Below are 23377 nucleotides of genomic sequence, written 5' to 3'. Positions count from 1 at the left end.
AGTGACCCCTGAAAAGGAGGATGCCGTGGCCGTACTGCAGCACGAGCTGACGTTGGGCGAAGCCGCCGACCTGCTCTCCCGTGCACTGCCTGGGCACCGCGTGGAGATTCTGCAGGGGAGGCTCACAGTGACACCACCGCCGGACGGCTCGCACGCGCTGTCGTTGTCGTGGCTGGTCGTGGCGTTCGACAGGGCGGGTGCCCGGGCGGCCGGGCTCAGGTACGTCCAGGGCGTCGGCCTCTGGCTGCCCACCCTGCCCGCCGACTTCGCCATCCCCGACTTCTCCATCGTCGAGGAGGACTTCCGTGACGCCCTCGTCCAGAAGAACTGCTACGCCCCGAACGTCTTCCGCCTGGTCGTCGAGGTGACCTCGTCGAACTGGTCCGACGACCTCGGCCCCAAGGTCGAGTGCTACGCCGAGGCGGGTGTCCCCGTGTACGTCGTCGTCGACCGCAAGCACGACGAGGTCCTGCTCCACCAGGATCCGGTCAACGGCAAGTACCCGGCGCCGGAGCGCTTCAGGCGAGGTCAGAGCGTTCCGGTTCCCGTCGTGGTGGGTGTCTCGCTCGACCTTCCGGTGGACACCCTTCTCGACGGTGACTGAACGGCGAGACAGCCCGCCGGGGGGTTTCGGGTCCGTGCGACACTCCCTTTCATGCTTGGTGTCATCGATCTCCCCACCTATCTCGCGGGTCTCGTCCTGATCGTCCTGCTGCCGGGGCCGAACTCGCTCTACGTGCTGTCCGTCGCCGCCCGCCGGGGTGTGCGGACCGGCTATACGGCCGCCGCGGGTGTGTGGTGCGGCGACACCGTGCTGATGACCCTGTCCGCCGCCGGCGTGGCGTCGCTCCTGCAGGCGAACGCCGTGCTGTTCAGCATCGTGAAGTACGCCGGCGCGGGCTATCTGACCTGGCTGGCGGTCGGGATGCTGCGCGCCGCCCGGGCCATGTGGCGGTCCCGGAGGGACCCGGTCGCCGAGGCTTCGGAGCCCGAGACGGCCGCGGAGGAGCGGCCGTTCCGGCGGGCGCTGGTGATCAGCCTCTTCAATCCGAAGGCGATCCTGTTCTTCGTCGCCTTCTTCGTCCAGTTCGTCGACCCCGGCTACGCCTATCCGGCCCTCTCGTTCGTCGTGCTCGGCGCCTTCGCCCAGCTCGCGAGCGTCCTCTATCTGACCGCGCTGATCTTCAGCGGTACGCGCCTCGCGGCGGCCTTCCGGCGGCGCAAGCGCCTCTCCGCGGGGGCCACGACCGCGGCGGGCGCCCTCTTCCTCGGCTTCGCCGTCAAGCTCACGCTGGCCAGCGCCTAGGGGCCGGTGCGGCGAGAGGGCGTGCATGGCGTCGCCGGGCGGACGGGAATTGTCAGGCAGGCCCTATAGGGCCGGAAGGGGCCTCGTCTAGGGCCGGAAGGGACCTCGTCAGCCGGCGCTCAGGCCCACGCGGGACGCGTACGCCCGCAGTTCCCGCGGGTCGGTGCCCGCCCATCCCACGTAGCCGTCGGGGCGGATCAGGTAGAGGCCGGGTCCGTACCGGCCGTCGGAGCCGGTCAGGGCGGTGCGGACGCCGGGGAGCGCCGGCCCTTCCAGGGACGGGCCGGCCGTGAGCAGGGTCCAGTGGGGTCCCCGGAGCACGTCGAAGAGGCGGCCGCCGTCCACCGCCGTGTCGGGGGCCCGGTCGCCCGCGCGCAGCGCCTCGTCCGTCAGCTCCGTACGGGTCTCGGCCGCGAGGGACGAGCCCCGGTAGCCGAGGCCGAGCTGACGGGTCTCCCGGCCGCGCCGGGCCTCGCCGCGGTGGATCTTCGTGGACAGCCCCAGCATTCCTGCCGCGACCGGCCGGCGCTCCTCCTCATAGGTGTCGAGCAGGGTCGCCGGAGCCTCGCCGCCGAGGACCGCGCCGAGCTTCCAGCCCAGGTTGTAGGCGTCCTGGACGCTGGTGTTGAGCCCCTGGCCGCCGGCCGGGGAGTGGATGTGCGCCGCGTCCCCGGCGAGGAAGACCCGTCCGGACCGGAAGCGGTCGGCCAGCGCCGCGCGGGGCCGGAACTCCGAGACCCAGTTCACCTCGGTCACCGCGTCGGCGGTCAGATGCGACCGGGCGGCGAATACCTTGCGCACGCCGTCGGGAGAGACGTCCACCGTGGTTCCCTCCGCGAACCCGGCGACGATCTGGAAGTACTCCGTGCCCGCGAGCGGGCAGACCGCCATGAAGCCCCCGGTGTCCCCGTCCGGCGGGAACAGGTGCCAGTGGTCGCGGTCCAGGCCGTCGATCAGGGCGTCCGCCACCAGGATCGGGGCCGGGTCGACGACCCCCGAACCGTCGGCCCCCGCACCGGTCATGCCGATGCCCACGGCCCGGCGCACGGCCGAGCGGCCGCCGTCCGCGGCGACCACGTACCGCGCGCGGACGGTTCCGGCTCCCTCGTTCGGGGCGAAGCGGACGGTTCCGGCTCCCTGGCCCGGGGCGAAGCGCACGGTTCCGGCTCCCTGGCCCGGGGCGAAGCGCACGGTTCCCGCTCCTTGGCTCGGGGCGAAGCGCACGGTCACACCGTCCTCGTCCTGGTCGAGCGCGGTCACCTCCCGGCTGAAGGCGACCCGGCCGCCCAATGCGGTCAGCCGGGCGTGCAGGATCTCCTGGGTGCGCCACTGGGGCACCATCCACGGCTCGGTGAACGCGGAGCCCTCCTCGCCGTCCTCGGCCGGGTCGAACATCGGCCGCTCGCCCGCCGGCCGGCCGTTCTGCCAGATCAGCCCGACCGGGTAGGCGCCGCCCGCCGCCCGGATGTCGTCCAGGACGCCGAGGTCGTCGAGGACCTCCATGGTGCGCGGCTGGATCCCCTTGCCGCGCGACCCCGGTGCCGGCTCCGCGCCCCGCTCGACGACGAGCGCGTCCACGCCCCGCCGCGCGAGGTCGACGCCGAGGGCGAGCCCGGTCGGGCCCGCGCCGACGACCAGTACGTCCACGTCCACGGTCGTTCCTGCTGCGGAAGTCATGTCCACAACCCTCTCCTTAACGCTGTTAAGTTCCATGCCGCGAGCATGCCCTTAACGGCGTTAAACTGTCAAGCGTGGCTACTCAGAGAACCCAGCGGTCCCCCAGGCTGGACAAGAAGCAGGTCGTCGACACGGCGCTGCGGCTGCTCAACGAGACGGGCCTCGACGGCCTCACCCTGCGGGCCATCGCCAAGGAGCTGGACGTCCAGGCGCCGGCGCTCTACTGGCACTTCAAGAACAAGCAGGAACTGCTCGACGAGATGGCCACGGAGATGTACCGCCGGATGGTCGACGTGCCCGGGGCGACGGGCGGCGAGGGCTGGCGCGAGCGGCTGCTCGCGGCCAACCGCGGCCTGCGCTCCGCCCTGCTGAGCTACCGCGACGGCGCCAAGGTCTTCAGCGGTTCACGCTTCACGGGCACCCTGCACGCCGTCGAGATGGAGCGGACGCTGACGCTCTTCACCGAGGCCGGGTTCACCCTCACCCAGGCGGTCCGCGCGACCTCGACGGCCTTCCTGTACACGATCGGCTTCGTCACCGAGGAACAGGGCGTCCAGCCGCTGCCGGGCGAGCGCCGCGAGGGGTACGACACGGACGAACGCGCCCGCCGCATGGCCGACTTCCCCCTGTCGGCGGCGGCGGGCGCGGAGATCTTCGAGGACTACGAACGGCACTTCGAGGAAGGGCTCGGTCTGATCGTGGCGGGGATCGGGGCGCGTTACGGGATGGGGTGAGCGGAGGCTCGGCCGAGTGAGGTCCGGGTGGGCGGAGGCTCGGCCGAGTGAGGTCCGGGTGGGCGGACGCTCGGCTACGGGCGTGGCTTCGACAGGGCCCTGCGGAGCTTTGGGGTGAGTCGGTTCTCGACGAAGCGGTTGAGCAGCCAGGCGAGCAGCAGCATCGTGGCGACCGTGGCGAGGAAGGTGCCGTACGACGGGATGTGCAGGGTCTGGTGGTAGGCCTTGATGACGACCCAGCCCAGGTGCTCGTGGACGAGGTAGAACGGGTACGTCAGCGCGCCCGCGACCGTCAGCCAGCGCCAGTTCGCCCAGTGCAGCCAGCCCAGCGCGATCGCGGCGACGGCTACGTAGCCGAAGGTGACCACCAGGACGATGGCGAGGGACGAACGGTTGGAGAAGAACTCCGGGTTCGGGGCGTGCCACAGCCGCTGCACCGCGTAGTGCTGGCCGATCAGCCAGCTCACGCCGACGATGCCCCAGGCGTAGGCGTCACGGCGGTTGCGGTGGACGAGGTACAGGCCGACGCCGCCGATGAAGTAGGGCGCGTACTCCGGCATCAGGACCATGGTGAGCAGGGGCTCGTTCACGCCCTGCGCCATGGCCGCGGCCAGGGTCCAGCCCGCGCAGAACATGATCACGCGCTGCCGGTTCGCCCCCGGCAGCACGATGCACAGCGCGAACAGGGCGTAGAAGCGGACCTCGGCCCACAGCGTCCAGCACACGCCGAGCACCCGGTCGACGCCCAGCGGCTGCTGCAGCATCGTCAGGTTCACCAGGGTGTCGCTCGGGGACACCGTCTTGTACGCGACGAAGGGCAGCGCGAACACGGCCGTCACGAGGAGGATCGCCGCCCAGTAGGCGGGGAGCAGGCGTGAGGCGCGGGAGGCGAAGAAGGAGCGCAGGGGGCGGCCCCAGCCACTCATGCAGATGACGAAGCCGCTGATCACGAAGAAGACCTGGACGCCGAGGCAGCCGTAGGCGAACAGATGGTGCAGGGCGGGGAACTGGTGCTTCGGTGACGTGCCCCAGGCCTGGACGACCTCGCCGTCGCGGCCGCCGTAGTGGTACCCCGCCACCATCAGGGCCGCGACGAGCCGCAGTCCGTCGAGGGCGCGCAGCCGGTTCTCCCGGCGCGCCGGGGGGCGGGGGGTGGCGGCGGGCGTCTCGGCGGGTGGCAGGACGGTACGGACCACGGTGCCGGTCGACGTCCCGCGGGCCTCCTCGGGCGTGTCGATCACAAGGTTCCCCTCGATGGGACTCAGCTGGCCCACAGCACGTTAGTCCGATAGTCGGGGATGCTTACGACCTCGCGAGGCCGGTTCGCCGTCTTGCCGACGGGAGTTCATCTGTGGGTTGCCGTCCCGTTGACGACTCTCCCGGCGGTGGGTGGGTCGGGGCCGTGCCGGTGCATCAGCCCGTCGCCGTCGGACGGAGATGTGGACGTTAGTGGCGACGGGCATCGATGTACCGCCACGGCCCCTCCCGCGCGCGGCTCACTGCGGGTGCATCGTGGTGCCTGGCCATTCCAGTTCCGGACAATTCAGCCCCTCCGGCGTTTGAGGAGCGGGGGTCCTGGGGCGGAGCCCCTGGGTACGGGTTGGGTAGGGGCGGAGGGGGCGAGGACAGTTGGGGTCGGGCACCCCGCGCCGGGGCGGTGGGAGCGCCGGTTGGGGGAGCAGGGGCCTGCGCCGAGGCGGGGGCGTACGCAAGGGAGCGGGGCCCGGTCGTTTCGACCTGGCCCCGCTTCCTGGTGTCCCGCGCGGTGAGCGCCCCTCAGCGGCCCACCGCCCGCTTCAGGGAGCGCGCCCTCCGGGCGACCCGCCGCACGGTCGCGTTGCGCGGGATGAAGGCCAGCTGGGCCGGGACCGCCCCGGGCAGGGCCAGCGAGGTCAGGCGCTTGCGCTTGAAGTAGCGCCAGGTGTGCTGGGTCAGCCGCTCCGTCAGATAGCTCTCGGCGGCCCCGCGCAGGTCCGGATAGATCTTCGGCTGCATTGCGTAGCCGACGGCTCTCAGGAGTCGCGTCAGGTCCGCCACGTCCATGCCGGGGCGCTGTCCGGTGACCGCCTCGGCGTCCGACAGTTCGGGCAGCAGCGCGTCGACGATGGTCACCGGGACGCGGTTGCTGTTCTCGTACGGCGTGAGCCGGTCGAGCAGCGAGCCGGTGCCGACCCGGGCCACGGGCAGCCCGTACAGCGCGGACGCCGTGAGCAGCGCCGTGGAGAAGCAGCCGACGACCAGCGCGGGACGCATCCGCTGGTAGAGCACCTCGGCGAGGACCGGCGTGTCGAGCACGGTGAGGTCCGCGCCGAGCTTCTCGGCCTCCCGCTCCAGCATCCGCGACCAGCGCGCCGGGGCCGACGGGTGCGGCTTGAACACCACCCGGGTGTGGCCGAGCGCGAGGGCGCCCTTCAGCATCCTTACGTGGAGCTGCTCCTCCTCCTCGGCGGTGAGGATCTCCAGCGCCGAGAGGTACTGGCCGAGCAGCAGCGCCGGCTCGTCGAGCGACGGCAGCGCGTCGCCGGTGTCGACGAGTTCCGCGAGCACCTTCACGAACGCGTCCGTGGACACGATCCGCGGCTCGACGTCGAACTCGGTGAGCAGCAGCGGCTTCAGACCCGGGACCAGGTCGAGATGCAGCAGCCGGCTCACCCGGGTGCCGACCAGCGGGTCGATCTTGTTGCGGGTGGGGCCGTAGCTCATGAGGCCGTCGGCGTACACGGTGACGGGCGCGCCCATGAAGATCTGGCAGACGCCGAGCGCCGGGTTGACCTGGATCGACTCCACGGCCAGTTCGACGTCGTCGTCGCCCAGGTTCCAGGCCAGCCGCAGATGACGCTCCCACAGGGGCACGTCGTCCGGCCGCGGGGCCCAGCCGCCCGGGTGGAAGGGCGAGATGGTCTCGTTCCAGGAGATGACGTCGTCGAAGCGGGCGCGCAGCCGCTCGAAGCCCGGCATCTCGTCCGGGCCGGGCGTCGTCTCGGGCGTCGTCGCGTTGTTGGACACCAGCAGGATGCGCCGGTCGGCGGGTCCGAAGCTGTCGGTGTCCAGGGCCGCGGCCAGCGTGGCCACGCCGTACAGCGTGGACGCCATGAAGATCTGCGTGGTCACGCGGCCACCCCCGCGGCGGGCGCGGGCCGTCGGCGCAGCCGGCGCAGCCGGGTGGCGCGCTGGACGTCCATGGAGTCGAGTGCCTCGTCCAGTACGCCCTGGGGCATACGGCGCAGTGCCACGGCACTCATGGACTTCAGTTTCCGTGCCACGGCCGGCTCGAACCTTTCGATGGATCCCAGGTGATGGGAAATAATCGCGCAATAGGTGCGCACGGCTTTGGGAAGGAGTTTCTCCGCGTCCCGGTCCTCGGCGGTTTCCGCCACGACCTGGTCGAACGCCCGAATGAAATCGAGTTGGCGCACGTCCCCGATCTGGGTGAGGGAGGAGGCGACACCGCGCCGGTAGTACACGCCGAGCAGCCCCACCGTGGCGAAGGATTCCGCCTCCCGGTGGAGCTTCCAGATCCACGGCCGGTCCTCGGCCGTGCGCAGCCCGTCGGTGAAGTGGAGCAGCCCCCGGTCGACCAGCCGGCGGTGGTAGACGCCCGCCCAGGCGTACGCGTAGTCGACGGAGGTGGAGCGGTCGGAGGGAAGGATGGCGTCACGGGGATTCAGGACGACTCCGCGGCGGCCGTGCGGAACCCGGTGGATGCTGCGGGCCCGCGCGGTGCACTGGACATGGTCCGTACGGACGAAGTCGCAGCCCAGGTCCTCGATGGAGGAGACGAGTTGTTCGTAATAGCCGGGGGCGAGCCAGTCGTCCCCGTCGAGGAACGTGAGGTACTCGCCGCGCGCCGCGTCGATACCGGTGTTGCGGGCGGTGGCCAGTCCTCCGTTCTTCTCGTGTCTGACATACACCGCACCCGGGAGCTCGCGCTCCGCGCGCGCGAGGATGTCCGGTGTCTCGTCGCGCGAGCAGTCGTCGACGAGAATGAATTCGAAATCCTGCCGTGCGTTCGCACGCAGGCTCTTCAGGGTGTCGGGCGCATATTGCTGCACGTTGTAGAACGGCACGATGACGGAGAGCTTGACCACGCCTGTGACGTTAGGGGGAAGCCCGGCATTCGTCTTTACCGTTGGTGAGATGCAAGGTGAACGACGCGTGGCGGTACCGTGAACCACATCGTTTTCTCGGCCGATCCCTGGCTGATTCCCCATTCGTCGACGCGCTGTTAACCGTTTGTTGTATTCCGGTTGGGCCGCTCCTCGAAATGGCTTCCTAGCGTCTGGGACGTGCCAGCAAGTACCGCGAAGTCGCTCCGAGTGGCCGTCCTCGCGGATTCCGACACCAGGTGGAAATGGGGCTCGCTCACCGCGAACCGCATCTCCCCGGTCGAATCGGACATCCGCCTCGACGGGTTCCTTCTGCGCGGCCGTGCCACCCCGACCGCCCGCCAGCTCCAGGAAGTCGGCGTCCGCGCGGACTCCCTCCGCGAGGTCACCGCCGTCGAGTTCCTGCGCGAGCTCGGCAAGGAGGAGGGTGTCTACGACGTCGTCGTCCTCGCCCTCGTCGGCGGAGCCGTCCAGGCCGTCCTGCACGGTCTGGCCCGCGCCTGGGAGGGACGGGCGAAGCGGCCTCTGGTCGTCACCGGCTACGTCGGCGTCGTGTACGAGAAGCTCGCCGACGGGCTGCTCCTGCGGCACGGCGCGGACCTCGTCCTCGCCAACTCCCGCCAGGACGCGGACCGTTTCCGGGCCGTGTACGAAGGAGTCGGCGCGGACGCCGGATCGGTCACCGAGGTCGCGCTGCCCTTCCTCGGCGGGGCTGCCTACGCCGGGCACGACCCGGCGGCGGAGCGGGAACGCCCCTACACGGTGGTCTTCGCCGCGCAGCCCTCCGTACCGGAGAGCCGCAAGGACCGTACGTACCTGCTGGACCGGCTGATCGGCCACGCGCGGCTGCACCCGGACCGCGAGGTCCTGCTCAAGCTGCGCTCCAAGCCGGGCGAACACACCACGCACATCGAGGAGCTGCCGTACCAGAAGCTGGTGCAGAAGGCGGACCCGCCGTCCAACTTCCGCCTGGTGTACGGGCACATGGGTGAGGTCCTCGACCGCACCGACCTGCTCGTCACCATCAGCTCCACCGCCGCCCTGGAGTCCTTGCACCGCCGTGTCCCCACCGTCGTCCTCAGCGACCTCGGGGTGCGCGAGGCGCTCGGCAACCACCACTTCGTGGGATCCGGCTGCCTCGCCTCCTGGGACCAGCTCGACGCGGGACACCGCCCGGTGCCCGACCCCGGCTGGGTGGCCCGGCAGGGCGTCGCCGCCGACGGTTCGTACGAGACCGCCTTCGACGCGGGCCGCCGGCGCCTCACCGAACTCCTCGCCGCCGACCGGCTGCCGCCCCTCGCCCCCTACTACACCCCCGTCACCGCGCCCGGCTATCTGCCCGGCATCCTCGCCCGCCACCACCTCGGCCCCGACGGCAGCCCGCTGCCCGGCGCCCCGGCGGCGGACCGGGAACCCAGCCCCGTACGGCAGTTCGTGCGCAAGGCCGCCCGCGGCGCCTACCGCCACGGCGTGCAGCGCGTGGCACCGGTGATCCGCCGGATGGGCGAACTGTGAGCGCCCCGACGGCGGACGGATCCCGGTCCAGCGCCCCGAAGGTGGGCGGATCCCGGTCCAGCGCCCTGTCTGCGAGTGGACGCCGGTCCACCGTCCCGACGGCGGGCGGACGCCGGTCCACCGCCCCCGAAGCCTTCCTCGCCTCCCTCGTCAAGGAGAACAGCGCATGACCAACTCGGAAGCGGGCCAGGCCGTGCCGGTGCGCCGCGTACTCGCGGTGATCCCCGCGCGCGGCGGCTCCAAGGGCGTGCCCGCCAAGAACCTCCTGCCCGTCGGCGGTGTGCCGCTGGTGGCCCGCGCGGTGCGCGAGTGCCGCTCCGCCCGCCTGGTGACCGACGTCGTCGTCTCCACCGACGACCAGGCCATCGCCGCCGCCGCCCGCCAGGCCGGCGCCGAGGTCGTCCTGCGCCCCGCCGCCATCGCCGGCGACACGGCCACCTCCGAGGCCGCCGTCCTGCACGCCATGGACACCCACGAGGCGCTGCACGGCTCCCCGGTCGACGTGGTGCTGCTCGTCCAGTGCACCAGCCCGTTCATCGTCCGCGAGGACGTGGACGGCGTCGTGGAGGCGATCGTCGCCAACGGCGCGGACACCGCGCACACCGTGGCCCCCTTCCACGGCTTCGTCTGGCGCGACGGGGACGACGAGCCCACCGCCGCGGTGAACGCGGGGGCCGGGCACGCGGCGGTCGACGGCCGCGCCGGTGTCCTGGTCGCCGACACCGCCACCAGCGGCGGCTACGGCGTCAACCACGACAAGTCCTTCCGCCCGCGCCGACAGGACCGCCCCCAGGACCTCCTGGAGACCGGAGCCGTCTACGCCATGGAGGCCGCCGGCTTCCGCGCGGCGAAGCACCGGTTCTTCGGCCGCACCGAACTCGTGCGCACCGACCCGGCCCGCGTGCTGGAGATCGACGACCCGCACGACCTCGCCCGCGCCCGGGCCCTCGCGCCGCTCTTCGACGCGAACAGGCCCGGCACCCTTCCGACCGCCGACGACATCGACGCGGTCGTCCTCGACTTCGACGGCACCCAGACCGACGACAGGGTGCTGATCGACTCCGACGGACGGGAGTTCGTCTCCGTGCACCGCGGGGACGGACTCGGTATCGCCGCCCTCCGCAAGAGCGGGCTGACGATGCTGATCCTGTCCACGGAACAGAACCCGGTCGTCGCCGCCAGGGCCCGGAAACTCAAGATCCCGGTCCTGCACGGCATCGACCGGAAAGACCTCGCGCTGAAGCAGTGGTGCGAGGAGCAGGGCATCGCGCCTGAGCGCGTGCTCTACGTCGGCAACGACGTCAACGACCTCCCGTGCTTCGCCCTCGTGGGCTGGCCGGTGGCGGTCGCGAGCGCCCACGACGTCGTGCGCGGCGCCGCACGCGCGGTCACCACCGTCCCCGGTGGCGACGGCGCGATCCGAGAGATCGCCAGCTGGATCCTCGGTCCTTCTCTCGACTCCCTCGACAACTAAGGAACGTCTTCCCATGAGCAACTCCCGTCTGCGCACCTTCGGTTCGAAGACCGCCGGCCCCGGCCACCCCGTCTACGTCGTCGGCGAGATCGGCATCAACCACAACGGCGAGCTCGAGAACGCCTTCAAGCTCATCGACGCGGCCGCCGAGGCCGGCTGCGACGCCGTCAAGTTCCAGAAGCGCACCCCGGAGATCTGCACCCCGCGCGACCAGTGGGACATCGAGCGCGACACCCCCTGGGGCCGCATGACCTACATCGACTACCGCCACCGCGTGGAGTTCGGCGAGGACGAGTACCGCCAGATCGACGAGTACTCCAAGGAGAAGGGCATCGACTGGTTCGCCTCCCCGTGGGACACCGAGGCCGTCGCCTTCCTGGAGAAGTTCGACGTCCCGGCCCACAAGGTCGCCTCCGCCTCGCTCACCGACGACGAGCTGCTGCGCGCCCTGCGCGCCACCGGCCGCACCGTCATCCTCTCCACCGGCATGTCGACGCCGAAGCAGATCCGCCACGCGGTCGAGGTCCTCGGCAGCGACAACATCCTGATGTGCCACGCCACGTCGACCTACCCGGCGCAGGCCGAGGAGCTCAACCTGCGGGTCATCAACACCCTCCAGGCCGAGTACCCGAACGTCCCGATCGGCTACTCCGGCCACGAGACGGGCCTGCAGACCACGCTCGCCGCGGTGGCCCTCGGCGCCACCTTCGTCGAGCGTCACATCACCCTGGACCGCGCGATGTGGGGCTCCGACCAGGCCGCCTCCGTCGAGCCGCAGGGCCTGACCCGCCTCGTCCGCGACATCCGCACCATCGAGGCCTCCCTCGGCGACGGCGTCAAGAAGGTCTACGACTCCGAGCTCGGCCCGATGAAGAAGCTGCGCCGCATCGCCGGCGTCGTCGCCGAGGCCGAGATCGCCGCGGCCGCGGGCGAGCCCGTCTCGGTCTGAAGGCCCTGAATTCCTTACGACGGGACGGTCGTTCGTCGATGAGCCCCCGCGCCGGTTCCGCCGGCTCCTCCACTCTCGCCTTCGTCGAGAGTCCGGTACAGCTCCTGAACGTGCTGGAATGGGCGCACGCGCACGCCCAGGAAGGTGCGGCGCCCGGCGCGGGGCTCACCCTCGTCGTCCTGTCCCCCAACGACCCGATGACCCGCGGCCAGCTGCGCCGGATGGCGGAACTGGCCCGCGACGAGGGCCACACGGTCCGCTGGGAGGAGGCGCGCGGCGGCACCACGGCCCCCTTCCACACCATCGGGGGACTGGCGCCGCTGCTGCGCCGGGCCCGGCGGATCGTGATGGGGGACCCGTTCTCCCGCTATGTGCAGCTGCTGCTGACCATCACCAGGGCGCGTGACCTGGTCGTGGTCGACGACGGCACGGCGACGATGGAGTTCGTCGCCCAGCTGGCCCGCGGCGAACGCCTGGTCCGCTGGCACCGGCGCGGCGGCCGCCCGGGGCCCCGGGACGTGCTCTTCGCCCCGGTGTCCGCCTCGGCCCGGCGCCGGCTGACGCCCAGCGACCGCCGCAGCGTCGAGGTGTTCTCCTCGATGCCGATCGAATCGGCGCCGGACGGCGTCACGATCACCGCCAACGACTTCTCCTGGACCCGGGACCGGTTCGGCCCGCCGCGCATCACCCGGAGCGCGGACATGGTCGGCACCTCGCTCGTCGAGACGGGCGTGGTCGACCCGGACCGCTATCTGGGCGCGGTCCGCGGGCTCGCCACGGCGCACGGCGCGACCCGCTACTTCGCCCACCGCCGCGAGAGCGCCGAGAAACTGCACCGGCTGGCCGCCGAGACGGGCCTGGAGATCGTCCGGCCCGACCTGCCGCTCGAACTGATCGCCCGGCGCGGTCCCATAGGCCGGACGATCCTGAGCTTCCCCTCGACGGTCGTGCACACGCTGCCGCTCGCCCTGGCCGGCACCGAGGTGCGGGTCGCGGTGTGCGACATCGACCCCGCCTGGCTCACGGAGAACGCCTCGCCGCGGGCGCAGGGCTTCCTGTCCGGGGTCACCGGCACGGCCCGTGACGTCCACCGCCTCTCGGCGGTCTCCACCGTCTAGTTCGAGCCAGTAGTCCGTAGGGAGTTCCGAAGCCCGGCGCACCGCGCCGGGCTTCGGCGTCGGTCCGTACCGCGGTCCACGCGCATCATCCGGCCTCCCTCCGCCCAGCCTCCACGGCGGACGCACCGAACGGTCGTGTGGCGTTCACCGTTCCTCCACAACAGGCGCGTTGGGGCGACACGATCCGGCCATTGAATCGCTGCGCGCGGTACCGGCCGTCGGCCGCGCGGGGGTTCCGTTTTCCGGAATGGGGGGGGCAGCGCGTGGCGTCCGTGCCAGAGGAGTCCGACAGACCGGAGCCCGAGAGACCCGGGTACGAGAGACGCGGGGTCGGGGGAGCGGGGCACGAGAGCCCGAGGGCCGGGGGAGCGGAGCCGGGGAGACCCGAGTCAGGGAGCCCGGGGTTCGGGGGAGCGGGATTCGCCGCTCCCGGGGCCGGCCGGGCTGAGAACCGGGCCGTGCTCACCCCCCGTCGCCTCGACGCCGCCCGCGGCCTGGGGGACCGCCTCTTCCGGCTCCAGCTCACGGCCACCGGCATCACCGTCCTCGCCGTCATGGCGGGAGTCGGACTCTTCCTCCTCCTGAGGGCCGGCCAGGCGCTCCGCGCCCGGGGCCTCTCCTTCCTCACCACCGCCGCATGGCAGCCGGACGTCCACAACTTCGGCATCGCGGCCGTCCTCACCGGCACCGTCCTCATCGCCTTCGTCGCGGTGGTGATCTCCGTACCGCTCGCCGTCGGGACCGCGCTGTTCATCTCCGACATCGCCCCGCGCGGGCTGCGCCGCACCCTGGTGACCCTGGTCGACCTGATGGCGGCCGTCCCCTCCGTGGTCTACGGACTGTGGGGGCTGTTCTTCCTCCAGCAGCACGTGATCGGCCTGTCCCGATGGCTGTCCGAATGGCTGGGCTGGATCCCCCTGTTCAGGGTGGACGGCACCCAGCCCGGCGAACCGCTCGCCTCCGAGAGCGTGTTCACCGCGTCCACCTTCGTCGCCGGGATCGTCGTCGCCCTGATGGTCGCGCCGATCCAGTGCTCGGTCATGCGCGAGGTCTTCTCGCAGGCGCCGGCCGGTGAACGCGAGGGCGCCTACGCGCTCGGCGCCACCCGCTGGGGCATGATCCGCTCGGTCGTCCTGCCGTACGGCAAGGGCGGCATCATCGGCGGCACCATGCTCGGGCTCGGCCGGGCGCTCGGCGAGACCATCGCGGTCTACCTGATCATCTCGCCGGTGTTCGCCATCCAGTGGCACGTCCTGCAGACCGGCTCCAACTCGGTGTCCTCGCTGATCGCCCTGCACTACGGCGACGCCTCCGACTTCGGGATGTCGGCGCTGATGGCCGCGGGCCTGGCGTTGTTCCTGCTCACCCTGGCGGTCAACTTCACCGCCTCCTCCGTGGTGGCCCGCAGCCGCTCCGGCGCGCAGAGCGAGGCATGAGATGACCGTCGTCGAAGAAACGCCCCTGTCCGGCGCCGGTCACGCGCCGCCCCCGCCCGCGGACGCCGTCGTGCGGCCCGCGCCGCCGCGGCCGCGCCGCATCGGCGGTGTCACCCGCACCGGCGTGCTGTCCCTGTGCGGCGCCGCCGCCTCAGGGATCTGCGTCACCGTCCTGCTGTTCGGCCAACTCGCGCCGTTCTCGGGCGCGCTGGGCTTCACCGTCACCGCCTATCTCGTCTTCCTCGCCGTCTACGCGGTGCTGACCGGGCTCGACGAGGACGCCCAGGCCGTACGCGACAAGGTCATGACGGTCGTGCTCTGGACGGCGGCCACGCTGCTGTTCTCCGGGCTGGTCATGGTCGTCGGCTTCACCGCCTGGCGCGGCCGGGAGGCGCTGCCGCACGGCAACTTCTTCACCCAGGACATGCAGGCCGCCGGCCCCCTCGACCCGCTCACCCACGGCGGCATCGCCCACGCGATGCTCGGCACCCTCACCATGATCACCATCGCGCTGGTGATCACCGTGCCGCTGGGTCTGGCCTGCGCCGTCTATCTGAACCAGATCCCGGGCCGGTTCTCCCGGTTCGTCCGCACCATCGTCGAGGCGATGACCGCGCTGCCCTCGATCGTGGCCGGCCTGATGGTGTACGCCACCTGGATCCTCGGCCTCGGCATGCAGAAGTCGGGGCTCGCGGCCGGCTTCGCGATCAGCGTGATGATGCTGCCGATCGTGATCCGGGCCTCGGACGTGGTGCTGCGCCTGGTGCCCGGCAACCTCACCGAGGCGGCGGAGGCGCTCGGCGCCCCGCGCTGGCGCACGGTGTGGCACGTCGTGCTGCCCACCGCCCGCTCGGGCCTCGCCACCGCCGTCATCCTGGGCACCGCCCGGGGGATCGGCGAGACCTCGCCGGTCCTGCTCACCGCCGGCTTCACGGCCGCGCTCAACGCGGACGCGACCAGCGGCCCGATGGTGTCGCTGCCGCTGGCGGTCTTCAACTTCGTCAAGTCGCCCGAGCCCACGATGATCGCCCGCGGCTTCGGCGCCGCCGCCGTGCTGATGGCCCTCGTCCTGGTGCTGTTCGTGATCGCCCGGGTGATCGGCGGGCGCGGCCCCGGTCACCGGACCAAGCGCCAGGCCCGCCGCGGTGCCCGCGCCTCACGCGCGGACGTGCGGCGCTTCGAGGAGCTGCGCGCGCCCGGCCTGTCCCTGTTCGAGAACCCCGGGGAACCGCTCCCCGGGAAAGACGCCCCGACCGCCCCCGCCACCGGAGAGACCGACTGATGCGCAGCCACCTCCACACCGCCCTCGGGCGCCTGCGGGCGCTCGGGACGCTCGGCGCGCTGCTCGGCGTGATCGCCGGGCTGCTGGCCGGTCCGCTGGCGGCCCCGGCCGCCGCGGAGAGCTACACGCCGATATCCGGCGCCGGCTCCACCTGGGCCGAGAACGCCGTCGACGAATGGCGGCGCGCCGTCAACCAGTACGGCATGCGGATCAGTTACGCCGGCACCGGATCCTCCGACGGCCGCCGTCAGTTCCTCAGCGGCACCGTCGACTTCGCCGTCTCGGACATCCCGTTCCAGACGCACCCCACCGACGGCTCGGCCGCCGAGCGGCCCGCGTCCGGCAGTTACGCCTACATGCCGATCGTGGCCGGCGGCACCGTCTTCATGTACCACCTGACCGTCAACGGCAAGCGGGTCACCAACCTGCGCCTGTCCGGCGACGTGGTCACCAAGATCTTCACCGGTGCCGTCAAGACCTGGGACGACCCGGTCATCAAGGCCGACAACCCCGGCCTCCAGCTCCCGCACCGCACCATCGTCCCCGTCGTGCGCTCCGACGGCTCGGGCTCGACCGCCCAGTTCACGATGTGGATGGCCAACCAGCACAAGTCGCTGTGGCAGGCCTACTGCGACAAGGTCGGCCGCTCGGGGGCCTGCGGGCAGACCTCGTACTACCCGACCGTCTCCGGCATGATCGCCCAGTCCGGCGACCTCGGAGTCGCGGGCTACGTCGCCCAGAACTACGGCGAGGGCGCGATCGGGTACGTCAACTACTCGTACGCACTGAACGCGCACTATCCGGTCGCCAAGGTCCTCAACCACGCCGGCTACTACACCGAGCCGACCCCGCAGAACGTCGCGGTCTCGCTGCTCAAGGCGCGGATCAACAACGACAGGAACTCCGCGGACTACCTCACCCAGAAGCTCGACGGCGTCTACAACGACTCCGACAGGCGCAACTACCCGCTGTCCAGCTACTCGTACATGATCCTGCCGCTGAAGGTGCAGGGCACGTTCACCCAGGCCAAGGGCAAGACGCTCGGCGCGTTCTCGTACTACTTCATGTGCCAGGGCCAGCAGCAGGCGCCCTCGCTCGGCTACTCGCCGCTGCCGATCAACCTGGTGAAGGCGGGCTTCGACCAGATCCGCCGCATCCCCGGCGTGCAGGCGCAGAACATCAACATCAGGGGCTGCAACAACCCGACCTTCTCCGGCGACGGGCACAACAAGCTCGCCGACACCGCCCCCTACCCGGCCGCCTGCGACAAGAAGGGCGCCCCGCCCTGCACCACCGGCAGCGGCGGCGCCAAGACCGGGACCGGCTCGGGCGGTTCGGGCTCCACCGGCGGTACCGGCGGCGGGTCCACCACGGGCGGGTCCACCGGCGGCACCTCCGGCGGCGGCTCCACCGGCGGGAGTTCGGCCGGCGGCACCGCGGCGGGAGGCGGGACCGGCGGCGGCTCCGAGCCGGTCGTCGACCCGGACACCGGCCAGACCCTCTCGCCCGGCTCCGGCGCCGGCGGCTCGGGCAGCGGTTCCACGGGCGGCGGCGGAACCGGCGGCGGCAGCGGCACGGCGGGCGACACCATCGCGCTCGCCCAGCCGGTCTCGGTGGCCGGCGGCCAGGGCTGGACGAGCACCCAGACGCTGATGCTGATCGCGGCCTTCCTGGTCCTCGGCCTCGTCCTGCTGCCCTCCCTGGTGTCCCGCGCGATCACCGGGCGCGGCGCCGGGAAGTCCTCCGGAGAGGGGCAGCGGCGATGAGCCCTCGCAGCACCGGACCGGGCGCCACCGGATCCCCGGCCGCGCGACCGCGCGGCACCGCGGCCTCGCGCGTACGGCGGCTGCTCCTGCGGATCGTCGCCGGCGCGGCCGCGGGCGCCCTCGCCGGGCTCGGCGTGGCCCAGGCCGCGGCCCCCGCCTCCGCCGCGGGCACCGCCGACGCGACCTCCTCGGCCGTGACCGTCCCCGGGCGCGGCGAGTTCAAGGACATGCGGTTCACCGTCGACCGGACCACCCATCTGACCAGCCAGGCCGTCACGGTCTCCTGGTCCGGCGGCACTCCGACGACGTTCGCCGGCACGGCGTTCAACACCGACTTCGTCCAGATCATGCAGTGCTGGGGCGACGACGACGGCACCGTGCCGTCCAACCCGGGCCCCTCGCGCACCCAGTGCCAGTACGGCGCCTCCCCGACCACCGACCGCGGCAGCTGGCCCGGCAACGACTACGACGACACCCGCAAGGTGTTCTACAGCGCCGACCCCACCAACTACGGCCAGGACGAACGGTACGGGGCCGCCAACCCCAACGCCCCGGGCGAGGTGCCCTTCAAGTCCGTCGACGGCACGGTGATCACCTCGGGCACCCAGAACAACGCCTTCTTCAACCGCAACACCACCAACGAGGTCGACTTCGCCCGCACCGGCGCCGACGGCACCGGAAAGGAGTACTTCGAGGTCCAGACCGCCAACGAGGCCCCGCACCTGGGCTGCGGCGTGCCGGTCACCGTCGGCGGCGGCACGAAGCCCCGCTCCTGCTGGCTGGTCATCGTCCCGCAGGGCCGTCTCGACCTGGACGGCAATCCGTACGCCGACCACAGCCAGGTCAACGCCGGATCCCCCGTCTCCTCCACCAACTGGAAGAACCGGGTCGCGATCCCGCTCGGCTTCAACCCGGTCGGCACCAACTGCGCGCTCGGCGCGCAGGAGCGTGCCACCACGGGCAGCGAGCTGGCCGCCGACGCGATGACCAGCTGGCAGGCGGCCCTGTGCCCGACCGGCACGGTGTACGGCTACACCGAGCTCGGCGAGCCGGACACCCGAGCCCGGCTCATCGCCGACGGTTCCACCGGACTGGCCTTCACCACCCGGGCCCTCGGCGCCGACACGGGGAGCACGGCCCCCTCCGACCCGACCGTGTACGCGCCCGTCGCGCTGTCCGGAACCGTCATCGGCTTCACCGTCGAACGCAGACCCAAGGCCGGCGCGCCCGACTCCGTCCGCAGACTCGCGGGCACCAAGGTCGAGTCCGTCGACCTCACCCCGCGCCTGGTCGCCAAGCTGCTCACCGAGTCCTACCGCAACTCGCCCTGGGGAGCCGTCCTCGGCGACTCCGCCGCCACCGGCTACGACTGGGCGAGGACCAACCCCGCCGGCCTGGCGAGCGACCCCGAGTTCATCTCCCTCAACCCCGAGTTCGCGGATCTCTCGGTCTCCGAGACCCCGTCCACCGACACCGACCTGATCACCTCGCTCGGGCACAGCGACTCCGCTCGCGCGCTGTGGCAGTGGATCCTCGCCGACAAGGACGCCCGGTCCTTCCTCGCCGGCGACCCCGACGCCTGGGGGACCAAGGTCAACCCGTACTACAGCACCACCGCGTCCAAGAACCCGACCGGCTTCGCCTTCGACCCCGCGAACGCCGACGACTACCCCAAGAGCGACCCCTGGTGCACCGTCCCGCCGGGCACCGACGCCACCGTCAAGCAGTGCATGACCGACTTCCACCCCTACGTCGAGGACATGCACTCCGGCGCCCTGCACACCCGGCGCGCCGACACCCTCTGGAAGTCCAGCTGGGACGCGCTCGCCAACCCGCCGGCCTTCAAGAGCCCCGGACCCCAGACCGTCGGCTCCCGGTTCGTGATCACCGTCACCGACGCGGCCTCCGCCGCCCGCTACGGCCTCCAGACCGCCCGGCTGCGCAACACCGCCGGAAAGTTCGTCGGCCCGGCCGACTCGTCCCTGACCGCGGCGGCCGGCGGCGCCACCGGCACCGGCGCCCCCGAGATCACCCCCGCGACCGCCGACGCGACCGGCGCCTACCCGCTCGCCCAGCTCGTCTACGCGGCCGTCCGCCCGGCCGGGATCGACACGGCCGCCCGCAAGGACTACGCGGCCCTGCTGCGGTACGCCGCCGGCGACGGGCAGACCAGCGGCGCCGACCCGGGCCTGCTCCCGGCCGGCTACGCCCCGCTGCCCGCGGCCCTGCGCACCAGGGCGACCAAGGCCGCGGACGCCCTCGTCCACTACACCGGCCCCTCCTCGACGCCCACCGGCGGCTCCGGCTCCACCGGGGGGTCCTCGGACGGCGGTTCCACGGGCGGCGGCTCCGACGGCTCCGGCGGCGGAACGGGCGGGGGCGGCACCGACGGCTCGACGGGCGGCTCCGCCGGCGGTTCCACGGGCGGCGGCAGCGGCGGCGCGAGTGCCACGCCGAGCACCGGCGCGAGCACCGGGCCGAGCGCCGCACCGTCCTACGACGGCGGCAAGGCCCTGCAGACCACCGCGCTCGGCACCACGCCCGACGACCCGGGCAACTCACTGCGCTACGCCGTCCCGGTCGGTGCCGCGCTCGGCGCCTTCGCCGGCATCGGGGCGCCGTTCGCCGGCGGCGGCAGGCTCCGCCTTCCGCTGCGTGTCCCGCTGCCCGGCGGACGGGCGCTGACCATCCCCGCGTTCACCCTGCCCAAGTGGCTGCGCCGACGGCTGCCCTCCGGCCGGAGCTGAGCCACCGGAGCGCGGGCCCGCCGGGCCCCGCTCCCCACAGACGGCCGCCCGCCCCGAAAGGCAGTCGGGGCGGACGGCCCGTACCACCCTGCCAGATCCTCCGACGTCACCTCGCACACCCTCTGGAGACTCTCAATGCGCACGACGCGCCTTTCGGCGGCCATGGTCGCCGCCGCCGTGGTGTCCGGCACGCTGGCCCTGGCGAGCCCGGCGTCCGCCGACCCCACCCCCGCCGGCACCTTCCGCAAGCTGGTCGGCGTCGGTTCGGACACCACCCAGGACGTGCTCAACGCCCTCGCCGGCGACACCGTCAACGGCAACTCCTACACGGGCACCGCCGTGAAGTCGGCGAGCGGCGCGGGCATCGCCTCCTACGACGCGATCGAGCCCGGCACCGGCTCCACCACCTCGAACATCAAGACCCGCACCGGCGGCCCGTCCTTCCCGCGCCCCAACGGCTCCGGCAAGGGCCGCCTCGCCCTGAGCATGTCGCTGACCGGCGACAAGTTCCCCGACAGCTCGGGCGTCTCCATCAAGGGCCAGGTCGACTTCGCCCGCTCCTCCAGCGGCCCGAGCTCCTCCGGAACCGCCTTCACCTACATCCCGTTCGCGCGCGACGCGGTCGGCGTGGCGGTCCGCGGCTCGGCGCTGAACACGCTCACCGTCGACCAGCTCCACGACATCTACTCGGGCACGCTGACCCAGGTGAACGGCCAGACCGTGCACCCGAAGATCCCGCAGAGCGGCTCCGGCACCCGCAAGTTCTTCCTCGGCGCCATCGGCCTCACCGACGCCACGCTCTCCCCGAACGTCGCGACCGTCCAGGAGAACCAGGCCGACGGCGCCCTCGACACGGACGGCGCGCTCGTCCCGTTCTCGGTGGGCAGCTGGATCGCCCAGAACAACGGCGTCTCCCCGGACTTCAGCACGACCGCGGCCGCCGCCGGCGCCCACCTGGCCGCCGTGCAGCTGCCCGGCGACACCGGTGCCACCACCCCGGTCGCCACCGTGAACGGCAAGCTCGCCCCGGTCGGCGCCTACTACGAGAACGCCACCTTCGGCCGCGACGTCTACAACGTCGTCCCGACCCGGGCGATCGACCCGGCCGGCATCTTCTTCGACAAGGACCTCTACGACGTCTTCGTCACCAGCGGCTCCCACGAGGCCGCCCTCGCCTCCGACGCCGCCGAGGGCGTCATCGCCAAGTTCGGCTTCGTGAACGAGCCCTACAACGGCTCGGTCAACCTCGCCAAGCACGCCAAGCTCGGCGGCCTGGAGGAGTCCGGGGTCGACGCCGCCACCCCGGCCGCGCCCGCCCTGAGCGGCACCCGCGGCGACGGCAGCGTCAAGTTCAACTGGACCGCCCCGGCGGCCACCGGCCTGCCGGTCACCGACTACCGCGTGACCCTCACCGGTTCGGACGGCGCCGTCGTCGCCGTCAAGGACGTCCCGGCCACCACCACCTCGTACACCTTCAGCGGTCTGGCCCTCGGCCGGTACACGGCCACGGTCTCCGCCGCCAACCTCAACGGCACCGGTGCCGCCGCCTCCTGGACCGGCGACATCAAGTACACGACCACCACCAAGGCGACCGCCACGACGACCGCCTACGGCAAGACCCCGAAGATCGCCGTCACCGTCGCCGCCACGCACGGCGTCGTCCCGAGCGGCACGGTCACCGTGAAGGAGGGCACCACCACCCTCGGCACGGGCACCCTGGACGGCACCGGCAAGGTCTCGGTCAGCCTGTCCAGCCACCTGAAGGTCGCCAGGCACAGCCTGACGGTGTCCTACGGCGGCAACAGCAAGCTCCTGACGTCCAACGCGGCCGTCTCGCTGACCGTCTCGAAGGCCGCCCCGAGCGTCACCACCACCGCGCCGGCCTCCATCAGCCACCTCTCGCAGGCCAAGGTCACCGTCAAGGTCACCGCGACCGGCACCACGCCGACCGGCACCGTCCGCATCTACGAGGGCTCGCGGGTCGTCGCCACCGGCACCCTGAGCGGCGGCAAGGTGACGATCAAGCTCCCGAAGCTCTCCCGCGGCACCCACACCCTGCACGCCTGGTACGTGGGCTCCACCACGGTGAGCTCGAAGAACGGCGCCAACTTCAAGATCAAGTCGACCTGATCCACGGCACCACCTCGCACCGCCCCCTCGCCGGGGGCGGCCGTCCGGACCTCCCGGCGGGCCGCCCCCGGCGAGAACCCGATCCGCCCCACCCGTTCCCTGACTCGAGTGAAGGAGACGCGCCGCCGTGACGGTCGCCGTACAGACCACGCTCGCACCACCCCTGCCGCGGCCGGGTGTTCGCAGCGTCACCGCCGTCCGGCACCTCGCCCGCGGCGGCCTGCTCACCCTCGCGGCCCTGCTGCTCGGCCTCACCGCGCAGCTCCTGTTCCTCAGCGGCTTCCAGGAACGCGCGGCCCAGCACGCCGCCTACGACTCCCTGCGCGCCCAACTGGCCCTGGGCACCGCCCCGGTGGCCCAGACCGACCAGCAGGGCGCTCTGCTCGCCCCCGGCACGCCCCTCGCGATCGTCGACATCCCCGCGCTCCACGTCCGCCAGGTCGTCCTGGAGGGCACCGACTCCGCGGTCCTGGCCGACGGCCCCGGCCACCGCCGGGACACCCCGATGCCGGGACAGGCGGGCACCAGCGTGCTGATGGGCCGCGCCGCCGCGTACGGCGGCCCCTTCGGGCGCCTCGGCGACCTCGCCGCCGGCGACACGTTCAGCGTGACCACCGGGCAGGGCAGGGCGAAGTACCGCGTCTTCGGCATCCGGCGCGCCGGCGACCCCGCGCCCGCCCCGCTCGACGCGGGCAAGGGCCGCATGGTCCTGCTCATGGCCACCGGGGCGGACTTCATGCCCGGCGGGGTGCTGCGCGTCGACGCCGAGCTGGTCTCCGCGCCGGCGCGGACCCCGGCCGCGGTCATCCGCTCCGGCACGCTTCCCGAGTCCGAACAGCCGCTGGCCCGCCCCGGGGGGACGCCCTGGCCGCTGGTCATGTGGCTCCAGGCGCTGGTCGTCGCGGCGGTCGGCGCGGTGTGGGCCTGGCACCGCTGGGGCCGCCACCAGACCTGGATCGTCTTCGCCCCGGTCGTCCTGCTCCTCGGCCTCCAGGTGGCCACCCGGGCAACCGAACTCCTCCCCAACCTGACCTGACCCGACCGCCCCCTGCCCCTGCCCCGGCACCCGCCCGTCCCGCGCCTCCATACCGCCCCGGCCCGACCCGCCCGGGGGCGGGGATCCGTACCCAGCGGATC

At 72.3% G+C, this 23377-nt stretch carries 17 protein-coding genes; 13 read left to right on the top strand and 4 right to left on the bottom strand.

Annotation, left to right across the window (positions count from 1 at the left end; genetic code table 11):
- Window positions 1-25 precede the first annotated feature (25 nt).
- Window positions 26-604: a Uma2 family endonuclease gene (locus IO36_RS36355; RefSeq protein WP_037626712.1), complete on the top strand. Its 579-nt coding sequence runs from the start codon at window positions 26-28 to the stop codon at window positions 602-604.
- A 51-nt stretch (window positions 605-655) separates the two neighbouring features.
- Entirely contained in the window at window positions 656-1306 is a 651-nt protein-coding gene (gene leuE, locus IO36_RS36350; RefSeq protein ID WP_037626711.1) for a leucine efflux protein LeuE, read from the top strand.
- Between the two features lie 108 nt (window positions 1307-1414).
- On the opposite strand, the gene IO36_RS36345 is transcribed toward leuE, so the two are convergent.
- Window positions 1415-2983 (bottom strand): FAD-dependent monooxygenase, encoded by a 1569-nt coding sequence (locus IO36_RS36345; RefSeq protein WP_107065904.1) that lies wholly within the window; start codon window positions 2981-2983, stop codon window positions 1415-1417.
- Window positions 2984-3057: 74 nt separating this feature from the next.
- Between IO36_RS36345 and IO36_RS36340 the strand changes: the two genes are divergently transcribed.
- Window positions 3058-3717 (top strand): TetR/AcrR family transcriptional regulator C-terminal domain-containing protein, encoded by a 660-nt coding sequence (locus tag IO36_RS36340; RefSeq protein WP_342455143.1) that lies wholly within the window; start codon window positions 3058-3060, stop codon window positions 3715-3717.
- 74 nt (window positions 3718-3791) lie between these two features.
- On the opposite strand, the gene IO36_RS36335 is transcribed toward IO36_RS36340, so the two are convergent.
- The 3 genes from IO36_RS36335 to IO36_RS36325 form a co-directional block, all read right to left on the bottom strand.
- Window positions 3792-4958 carry an acyltransferase family protein gene (locus IO36_RS36335; RefSeq protein WP_037626705.1) on the bottom strand — a complete coding sequence of 389 codons (1167 nt, stop codon included), beginning with the start codon at window positions 4956-4958 and terminating at the stop codon, window positions 3792-3794.
- A gap of 535 nt (window positions 4959-5493) precedes the next feature.
- On the bottom strand, window positions 5494-6828 hold the full coding sequence (locus IO36_RS36330; RefSeq protein WP_037626704.1) for an alpha-2,8-polysialyltransferase family protein: 1335 nt from the start codon (window positions 6826-6828) through the stop codon (window positions 5494-5496).
- Window positions 6825-7805: a glycosyltransferase family 2 protein gene (locus IO36_RS36325; protein WP_037626702.1), complete on the bottom strand. Its 981-nt coding sequence runs from the start codon at window positions 7803-7805 to the stop codon at window positions 6825-6827. The genes IO36_RS36330 and IO36_RS36325 overlap by 4 nt, the downstream gene beginning before the upstream one ends.
- A 198-nt stretch (window positions 7806-8003) precedes the next feature.
- Between IO36_RS36325 and IO36_RS36320 the strand changes: the two genes are divergently transcribed.
- From IO36_RS36320 to IO36_RS36275, 10 genes are all read left to right on the top strand, one after another.
- The gene (locus IO36_RS36320) at window positions 8004-9338 is read left to right on the top strand and encodes a DUF6716 putative glycosyltransferase (RefSeq protein ID WP_037626701.1); all 1335 of its coding nucleotides are present in this window, start codon (window positions 8004-8006) and stop codon (window positions 9336-9338) included.
- A 166-nt stretch (window positions 9339-9504) separates the two neighbouring features.
- Window positions 9505-10812, top strand: coding sequence for an N-acylneuraminate cytidylyltransferase (locus IO36_RS36315; RefSeq protein ID WP_037626699.1), 1308 nt, complete (start codon window positions 9505-9507; stop codon window positions 10810-10812).
- Window positions 10813-10825: 13 nt separating this feature from the next.
- Complete coding sequence (locus IO36_RS36310) at window positions 10826-11761, top strand: N-acetylneuraminate synthase family protein (protein ID WP_037626697.1); 936 nt, start codon at window positions 10826-10828, stop codon at window positions 11759-11761.
- A gap of 38 nt (window positions 11762-11799) precedes the next feature.
- Window positions 11800-12879: a hypothetical protein gene (locus IO36_RS36305; RefSeq protein ID WP_037626695.1), complete on the top strand. Its 1080-nt coding sequence runs from the start codon at window positions 11800-11802 to the stop codon at window positions 12877-12879.
- A gap of 458 nt (window positions 12880-13337) precedes the next feature.
- Entirely contained in the window at window positions 13338-14315 is a 978-nt protein-coding gene (gene pstC, locus IO36_RS36300) for a phosphate ABC transporter permease subunit PstC (RefSeq protein ID WP_051901219.1), read from the top strand.
- Between the two features lies 1 nt (window position 14316).
- Entirely contained in the window at window positions 14317-15597 is a 1281-nt protein-coding gene (gene pstA / locus IO36_RS36295) for a phosphate ABC transporter permease PstA (RefSeq protein ID WP_063764940.1), read from the top strand.
- Complete coding sequence (locus IO36_RS49065; protein ID WP_051901218.1) at window positions 15597-17363, top strand: phosphate ABC transporter substrate-binding protein PstS; 1767 nt, start codon at window positions 15597-15599, stop codon at window positions 17361-17363. Before pstA ends, IO36_RS49065 begins: the two co-directional genes overlap by 1 nt.
- Window positions 17360-20110, top strand: coding sequence for a hypothetical protein (locus tag IO36_RS47815; protein ID WP_051901217.1), 2751 nt, complete (start codon window positions 17360-17362; stop codon window positions 20108-20110). Before IO36_RS49065 ends, IO36_RS47815 begins: the two co-directional genes overlap by 4 nt.
- Window positions 20111-20245: 135 nt before the next feature.
- On the top strand, window positions 20246-22240 hold the full coding sequence (locus tag IO36_RS43545; protein ID WP_051901216.1) for an Ig-like domain repeat protein: 1995 nt from the start codon (window positions 20246-20248) through the stop codon (window positions 22238-22240).
- A gap of 127 nt (window positions 22241-22367) precedes the next feature.
- Window positions 22368-23276 (top strand): sortase, encoded by a 909-nt coding sequence (locus IO36_RS36275; protein WP_051901215.1) that lies wholly within the window; start codon window positions 22368-22370, stop codon window positions 23274-23276.
- Window positions 23277-23377: the final 101 nt, after the last annotated feature.

The organism is Streptomyces aureus (genome assembly GCF_000725495.1).
Taxonomy (GTDB): domain Bacteria; phylum Actinomycetota; class Actinomycetes; order Streptomycetales; family Streptomycetaceae; genus Streptomyces; species Streptomyces aureus_B.
Note: the sequence above shows the minus strand (reverse complement) of the source record. Positions and strands in the feature narration are given on the sequence as shown.